The sequence below is a fragment of the Bacillus sp. AFS098217 genome (assembly GCF_002551815.1).
GTDB lineage: Bacteria > Bacillota > Bacilli > Bacillales > Bacillaceae_G > Bacillus_A.
Window position 1 is genome coordinate 1 of sequence record NZ_NVPR01000027.1, and the last position, 7984, is coordinate 7984.

Here is a 7984-nt window from a genome sequence, read left to right on the forward strand (position 1 = left end):
TTTGCCTCGTCCGAGGGGGCGAAACGACCGGAGATTCTAGCCGCTAGAGCTGGACAATGCTTTCGCCGAATTTTGAGGTGGGAGTATTACTGCCCGCAAATAGCGGGATAAAACACGGCTGTGAAAACAAAAGTGGATCTCCACTCGTTTACTCCCTTTGTTTTAACATGGCATGGGGTAGGAAAAAGCCCTGACCGCTTCTATGCATGGCCGGATGCTCTCTCCCATCAAAAAAGAAAGGTTTTTTCATTTATATTTATATATTAAAAGAACTTCAATTTACCTTTTTTAAGAACTAATAAAGGTCCACCAAGTAAGAATAAGTAACGGTTATCGATTACTTTCTTCATGAATGAAGCTTTCCAGCCCGTTAGCTTTTTACCCATAACAACGCCCATTGCATCTTCATGTCCTAATGAACATACAGAACCTTTGTTATCAAATACGAATTTCTTCATTTCGCCTTTACCGCGAATTAACACAGATAAGTTATGCGCAATGTTGTAACCTTGCTGAATTGCAATTTGTGCTGTCGGTGGATATGGACGGTTATTTTCTTCATTAATGATTAACGCTGCGTCACCAACCATAAATACCTCTTCATGACCTGGAGCATGCATATACTCATCAACTTTAATACGTCCGCGCATCGCTTCAAAGCCAGACTCTTCCACAATGCCGTTACCGCGAACACCAGCAGCCCAAACAACAGTTTCAGATTTAAGTAACTCAACATCGTCACCATTTGCAACTAAAATGCCTTCTTCAGTCGCTTCTTTAATTGCTGTACCGATGCGGAATTCTACGCCTTTTTTCTCTAACTGTTTTACAGCGTACTCAACTAATTCTGGATCAAAACCAGGAAGTGCTGTTGGAGCAGCCTCTACACAGATGATACGTGCTTTTTCACGTGGAACATCATACTCTTTGCAAAGTTCAGGAATACGGTTTGCAAGTTCTCCTACATACTCGATACCTGTAAACCCTGCGCCACCAACAACGATTGTTACTAACTCATCGCGCTTTTCAGTCGCATATTGAGAGAACTTATATTCCATATGATCACGAATTTGACGAGTTGCATTAATGTTAGTGATAGAGAATGCATGCTCTTTCAATCCTTTAATACCAAATGTTTCAGATTCGAAGCCAAGACCGATTACTAAGTAATCATACTCTAACTCACCATTTTTTAAGATAACGCGTTTTTCAGCTGCTTTAATTTCTACAACTGTATCTTGTACAAAGTTTACTTTATTTGTATCAATAACGTCTTTAATGTCGAGACGGATTTTATCATGATGTAATGTGCCAGCTGCACTTTCATGTAACCAAGTTGCTTGGTAGTGATAGCTGTTGTTGTTTACTAACGTAATTTCAGCTTCATTTACAGATAATGTTTTTTGTAGACGAACAGTCGTAATCATCCCACCATAACCTGCACCTAAAACTACGATTTTTGGAGTTTTCACTGAATCACAACCCTTTTCTTTATTAATAGTAATGAAAAAATAAGATCAAAGTGCTAAACACTCAATTTGTCAAGAATGTGGAATTTATCACATTCTCAATTACAACAAAACGTATTCAAAAAAAATTACGAAATTTGTCATAAAAAATTAACATAATACTTTCCTATATTAGTCGGTTTCATTTCATAATTCAAGCACCTAGAGAATTATCATTATTTTAAAATAACATAGCGTTTTCAAGGGTTTTTAAGCCTATATTTCATGTATTTTCCTACCGAGATATTTTATACCTCTTTCTAACTAATCTATGCAAAAGCTTACACACAATTCCGTCGTTTTCTTACATATTATGAACTAAAATATGCTATCATTTAAATGAAGTACAATCATTTGCAGGATTTTCGTATACATATGAAAAATATATGGAATCAATATCAAAATTCCATATATAGGGGGGCATAAATAGTGACAGAAAATCAAAAAATTTACGACATAACGATTATTGGTGGAGGTCCAACAGGACTATTTACAGCGTTTTATGGCGGAATGAGACAGGCAAGTGTAAAAATTATTGAGAGCTTACCACAGCTTGGAGGACAATTGTCCGCACTATACCCTGAGAAATATATTTATGACGTTGCGGGATTTCCGAAAGTACGCGCTCAAGAATTGGTGAACAACCTAAAAGAGCAAATGAAAAAGTTTGATCCAACCGTTTGCTTAGAAGAAGCAGTGGACACACTTGAAAAACAAGCTGATGGCGTATTTAAGCTTGTAACAAATAAACAAACACACTATTCTAAATCTGTCATTATTACAGCTGGTAACGGTGCTTTCCAACCACGCCGTTTAGAATTAGACGGTGTAGAAAAATTTGAGAAGAAAAACTTGCACTATTTTATTGATGATATGAATAAATTTGCTGGAAAACGCGTCGTTGTATTTGGCGGCGGTGATTCTGCGGTAGACTGGACAATGATGTTAGAGCCAATCGCTGACCAAGTTACAATTGTTCATCGCCGTGATAAATTCCGCGCTCATGAACATAGCGTAGAAAACTTAATGAATTCTCGTGCAGAAGTAAAAACGCCATACGTTCCAGTTGAACTCATTGGTGAAGACAAAATTGAACAAGTTGTTCTGCAGCATGTCAAAACAGAAGAGAAGGTTGTCATTGACGTTGATGATGTCATCGTAAACTACGGCTTTGTTTCGTCCCTTGGTCCAATTAAAAACTGGGGCTTAGACATTCAAAAGAACAGCATCGTTGTAAACTCTAAAATGGAAACAAATATTCCTGGCATTTATGCAGCTGGTGACGTTTGTACATATGAAGGAAAAGTAAAACTCATTGCATGTGGCTTTGGTGAAGCACCAACAGCAGTAAACAATGCAAAAGCTTACTTCGATCCAAATGCAAAACTGCAGCCAATGCATAGCTCTAGTATGTTTTAATGTATAGATATGATAAAGAAGGCACAATTTCTACAATAGAAATTGTGCCTTCTTTTCTTACTTTACTTAATACTTTCTAACTCCCATTTATGCTTCTCATCTGGTGAATTTGTATGCTCACCTGTTAAAATATTCTCATGTAAAGATACAGGTGGGAAAATCCCATTATCTGCGACACTACCAACCCATTTATTGTATCTATACGTGATATAAGTAGAATCAGATTTTAAATAGAAGCTCTTTTGATTCGGAATTTTATCTAATTTAATTGTCGATCTGTTACGTTCTTGATCTAACCAACTATAATCATACCCATTTCCAACGTTAAGGTATTGATAGCCACCATGAGTACTGTTCGTAAATTTAAGGAATACTTCCTCATCTTTTCCAATTGGCTCTCCTGGTCTAGACTGACCTTTTCTCTCAATGATTACTGATGTAGCTTCAATATCTGGTCCATGTATTTCTTGTTTCTTCGGTCCAAGTCTTAATCCATCCCAGTTGTTTCCTTTTAGATTAAAGTGTACATATTTTCCGTTTACAGTTTGAAATAAAGTACTTACATGCCACTCTTCTCTCACGTTACCTTCACGAATTTCCGAGCTAGACGTTTTCAAATAATACGGTTTTCCTTCTACAATAAATTCACCATTATTATCTACTAATAAGTTATCGAACTCTTTATTATACTTAACAGCTGTAGAGATCTTTTGTATCGGAAGTTTCTTTTGTGCATCATTGATTTCAAATGTCACTTCTTTTGATGGATCGAATTGATCTAAGCTTACAGTTTCTTTAGATTCATATGAATTCCCATTTTTCACCAATGTTACTTGTTGTGTTGTTTTAGAATTTCTCTTTTCAAAAGAAGCAGTAATTTCATTATTTGCTCCTAATAAGCCAGGTACGACTGCCGCATAAAGCTTTTTCTTAATTGGATCATAAGCGCTATATGATAATGTCGGTGGCTGTAGTTGTTCAAAAACACCGACTCTCCAACCTTTCGTTACAGCCTCTTCTTTTATATTTTCTAAACTGTTTTTCTCAAAGACGTCTCGCTGTCCACCGTAATTTTCTACAAGCGCATTTACTTTTTTAGAATCTACGTTAATATGTTTTAAAACCTCATTCAACTTTAAATTTGTATTCGCACCAACACCATTTGGCGCATACACTCTAAACTTCGGTTGATTTCCGATATCTGTTTCTAGTAATGCAGTAGAAGCATTTACACGAGATTCATATTTCCCTGCATCTCCTAAATTTTTAAATTCTCCGTCTTGTTCGATAGACACGTCCATTGTGCTCGTCGGTAATACTTCAACAGAAAGAAGTGCACCTTGTTCAACAGCTTTTAATTCATCTAACGTTAAGTAAATATTTACATCCGCTTGACCTTCTAAACTATCGATTAATACTTCTGTTTTATTTCTTCCGCCTTTTTCTGTGCTTAAATGCTGTGCTTTATAACGATCTTGTGTTGCCTTTACAGTATTGATAATCTTGTCCCCTAAACGAATGTTAAAATGTGGAGAAACATTTTCAGCCGATGCTGTACCCGTATTTTTATACTCTAACTGTAAACTTACTTTTGCTGCTTTTGCTGTATCAACTGTTGTTGCAGTAGACCAATCAAAATTATTAGAATAGCTTTCTGTTTCCGTGTCAGTTTTTGAATATCCATAGCCGACATTTAATGAAGCATCAGCTTTTGGTGTTGGGCCTGCTGCTGAACCTTCAACACCGCCTCCCACAGTTAGACCAACATTAAAGGAATGTTGTGTAGATACACTTTTCTCCCAGCCCTTATTAATAGATCCTCCTTTTGAATCTGTAATTTCCTTAATAGGGGTAACTCCAATACGTTTGATGCCAATTTGTAAGTTCGGCATATTGGCAACCATTGGATTGAAATCAGTATCAGAATCACTGCCAAAATGTGCAACTTCATAATCATCTGTAAAAGGATCTCCATCTGAATTCGCACTCATAGGATTCGTGATGAATTTTAACTTTCCTTTATCTTTCTCTGGATCCCATGCCTGCGCTTCATTTTTCCCAGTTTGGTAATTGAACTCAATTTTATATCCATTTGTCTCTAAATCGTTAGGAATACCATCTTTATCCCAATCATTATTTTGTACTTCAATTTTTTCAGTAGAAATCTGTCCTTTTTTTCCGTCAGTTCCAAGAACAGCTTTTTCTTCTTTTACATTTGCATTCTCTTGGAACTTCTCAACTTTACTTTCTGGACTTGGCTGATTTACGTCTGCTAAAGCAGGGGATGCTAAAGTTAGTGCCATTGTTACACTGCTTAATACAGCAAATGCTGGCTTCAATTTCTTTTTTTTCATCGTCATTTTTCTCCTTGTTTTCTAGATGAGTTAGAACATCTACTAGTAAGATTAACTTCATCATAGCTAACAAATCTTTCATTTCTCTCTCATAAATGTTACAAAAGTCTTTCATTGATTTGAAAGGCTTTGAAATTTCTAACATACACTTATCAAACTCAAATTATAGTATTTACCCTCAGGATATTCCTTAAACCCAATAGTCGTTTGCTTTGATTGTTTAACAAAAAAGAAATAAAGGATTCTTTTTCTCTATTTGTGTGATTCATATCTTTGTTGCTTATGTAAACGAAAAACCCTTCAAGTTTTCTGAAGGGTTTTTCGTTTATAGATATATTAATTACTAATCATAATGTCAATGCCATTGTTAGATAACCTAGTATACTAAGTGTTAGCTTTCATTTCTTTATCGCCATTTCCCTTTCTTTCTAGGTAAGTTAGAATGTCTACTCTGATGTAACGGGAAGAGTAAACCAAAATTCACATCCCTGTTTCCCATCCGAACGATCTTGAACACCAATTTCTCCTTTGTGTATCTCAACTAGTGATCTTGCAATGGCTAGTCCCAGTCCAGACCCTCCAGATTGTGAACTTCTTGATGGGTCTGTTCTGAAAAAACGATCAAATATACGTAATTGATCATCGTAAGAAATCCCTTCTCCTTCATCACGCAAAGTGAATGTAACTTTCTGTTTCTGTTTATTTTCTTCTACAATTAACTCGATTGTTCCAAATGTAGGGGAATGCCGAATCGCATTATGTAACAAATTACTGATAACCCGCATGATTTTACACGGCATAATCCAAAGTCGTGGCAATGTATCCGAAACGTGCAATTGCAAATGGATATCTTTGTCCTTCAATAAGATTGCATGGGAATCTAGTACTTCTAATAGAATGCTGTCTACATGTGTTAAACTAGGGTGAAAGACTTCTTGTCCAAGTTCTAACTTAGAAAGCTCAAACAAATTATTAATTAATCCACTTAATCTTTGGATTTCGTTTAGGATCGTCGTTAGATACTGCATTTTCATATTAGGATCTTCAATTAAACCATCTTGTAACGCTTCTATCATCAACTGTATGCTAGCCATAGGGGTTCGTAAGTCATGGGAAATATTCGCAATTAGTTCTGTACGTGCTTTTTCTCCTTGCTCTAACTTCGTAAAACTTTCTTCTAATTTTTTAGCCATTTGTTGAAAAGCTGTCGCTAATTCTTTAAACTCTTCTGGTTCTTTTCCGATTATGTACATCGTTTCAAAGTGTCTATCACTAAATTGTTTCGTTAATGCAATTAAATTTTGAATCGATCTCATAATAGGACGTGTCATTAACCAGTAAATAATCGTTGAAAGAACCATTGCTACCAACACAATTCCTATTAATAACCGTGTTTGTTCCGGTCTAAGTAACATTCTTCTGTCACTATACCAGATCGAAATGACTATGATGCCCGTGCTTAATACATTCATCAATAACAATTGATACCTTAACTTCATGTTTCATTTCCTCCACCTGGCTCAAAGCGATACCCTATACCCCAAACTGTATGAATCCAACGGTTCTTTGTTGTATGCTTCTCCAATTTTTCACGTAGACGACTCATTAACACTGTTACTACATTTGTGCATCCTTCATACTCAAAATCCCATATCTGTTCCAGAAGTTGAGATCGTGAAAATACTTGTTTTGGATGTTTTGCCATTAGATAAAGTACCTCAAATTCTTTCACCGTTAACTCAATTTCATATCCACAAACAAATACACGTCTTTTCGTTGGATCAATCTTCAAATCTAGGAACTCTATCATTTCTGATACAGGTTCTTTCGCTTGTATCGTTGTTTGATTTCCTCTTCTTAATATAATCTGCACCCTTAATACTAATTCACGAGGTGAAAACGGCTTTGTCACATAATCATCCGCGCCCATTGTTAATCCTAAAATTCGATCTCTTTCTTCTCCCCTAGCGGTTAACATAATAATAGGGATATTAGAGTATTGACGAATTTCCTCACATAATTCCCAGCCATCTTTTTTCGGCATCATCAAATCCAAAATAATTAAATCTGGTTGATATTGCTGAAATACATTCCAACCTTCCGCTCCATTTCCAGCGGTGTATACTTCATATCCTTCTCTTTCCAAGTATCGTTTACATATGTCTCGGATATTATCTTCATCTTCTATGATTACAATTCTTTTTTTCATACATGAAATCTCCTCTGTTCCTTTATCAATAACGAAAGAAATACTTCGTTTATGTATATAATAAATACAAATAATGATTTATATATATGTAACGAATAAGATTGTCAATTAAAAAAAGAACACTGTAAGTCTACGTGTTCCATACTATTCACGAATCATAATTATATAAACCAAATGATTATTTTAACACCAGACTACTGTATGATTATTAATTCATCAACCCCTGGAAGATTAAATATATAGGATTTTTAAAAGAGATACAACAAGCCATAGACAGGTTTTATTTAATTGGAAAATTATGAATCATGTAATCTAAAAAAATGTTTTTCCTATATATACATTAATTAAAAAGCCTACATAAAACCCCTCTTTTTGGGTGGGAGAGAGCATCTAGCCATGCATAGAAGCGGTCAGAGCCTTTTTCTGCCACATGCGAAGTAAAAACAGAAAGAGCAAACGCGGCTAGGTTACTTTTTATTCTGTCTAGCAGGGCT

General features: G+C 35.6%; 5 protein-coding genes. 1 reads left to right on the forward strand and 4 read right to left on the reverse strand.

Annotation, left to right across the window (positions count from 1 at the left end; all coding sequences use genetic code 11):
* Nucleotides 1-263: 263 nt before the first annotated feature.
* Nucleotides 264-1472 (reverse strand): NAD(P)/FAD-dependent oxidoreductase, encoded by a 1209-nt coding sequence (locus COO03_RS06725; protein WP_097896186.1) that lies wholly within the window; start codon nt 1470-1472, stop codon nt 264-266.
* Between the two features lie 465 nt (nt 1473-1937).
* Here COO03_RS06725 and COO03_RS06730 point away from each other — a divergent pair, with 465 nt between their 5' ends.
* Nucleotides 1938-2927, forward strand: a complete 990-nt coding sequence (locus COO03_RS06730) for an NAD(P)/FAD-dependent oxidoreductase (RefSeq protein WP_097896188.1) — start codon at nt 1938-1940, stop codon at nt 2925-2927.
* 62 nt (nt 2928-2989) lie between these two features.
* On the opposite strand, the gene COO03_RS06735 is transcribed toward COO03_RS06730, so the two are convergent.
* The 3 genes from COO03_RS06735 to COO03_RS06750 all read right to left on the reverse strand — a co-directional run bounded on the left by COO03_RS06735 (nt 2990) and on the right by COO03_RS06750 (nt 7490).
* Nucleotides 2990-5281, reverse strand: a complete 2292-nt coding sequence (locus COO03_RS06735; protein WP_097896190.1) for a binary toxin-like calcium binding domain-containing protein — start codon at nt 5279-5281, stop codon at nt 2990-2992.
* 446 nt (nt 5282-5727) lie between these two features.
* The gene (locus COO03_RS06745; RefSeq protein ID WP_097896194.1) at nt 5728-6780 is read right to left on the reverse strand and encodes a sensor histidine kinase; all 1053 of its coding nucleotides are present in this window, start codon (nt 6778-6780) and stop codon (nt 5728-5730) included.
* Nucleotides 6777-7490, reverse strand: a complete 714-nt coding sequence (locus COO03_RS06750; protein ID WP_097896196.1) for a response regulator transcription factor — start codon at nt 7488-7490, stop codon at nt 6777-6779. Before COO03_RS06750 ends, COO03_RS06745 begins: the two co-directional genes overlap by 4 nt.
* Between the last annotated feature and the right edge of the window lie 494 nt (nt 7491-7984).

Excerpts from the sequence above, each read along its gene's own strand:
- COO03_RS06735 (WP_097896190.1), bottom strand. The coding sequence starts at position 5,281 with ATGAAAAAAAAGAAATTGAAGCCAGCATTTGCTGTATTAAGCAGTGTA.
- COO03_RS06745 (WP_097896194.1), bottom strand. The coding sequence starts at position 6,780 with ATGAAGTTAAGGTATCAATTGTTATTGATGAATGTATTAAGCACGGGC.
- COO03_RS06750 (WP_097896196.1), bottom strand. The coding sequence starts at position 7,490 with ATGAAAAAAAGAATTGTAATCATAGAAGATGAAGATAATATCCGAGAC.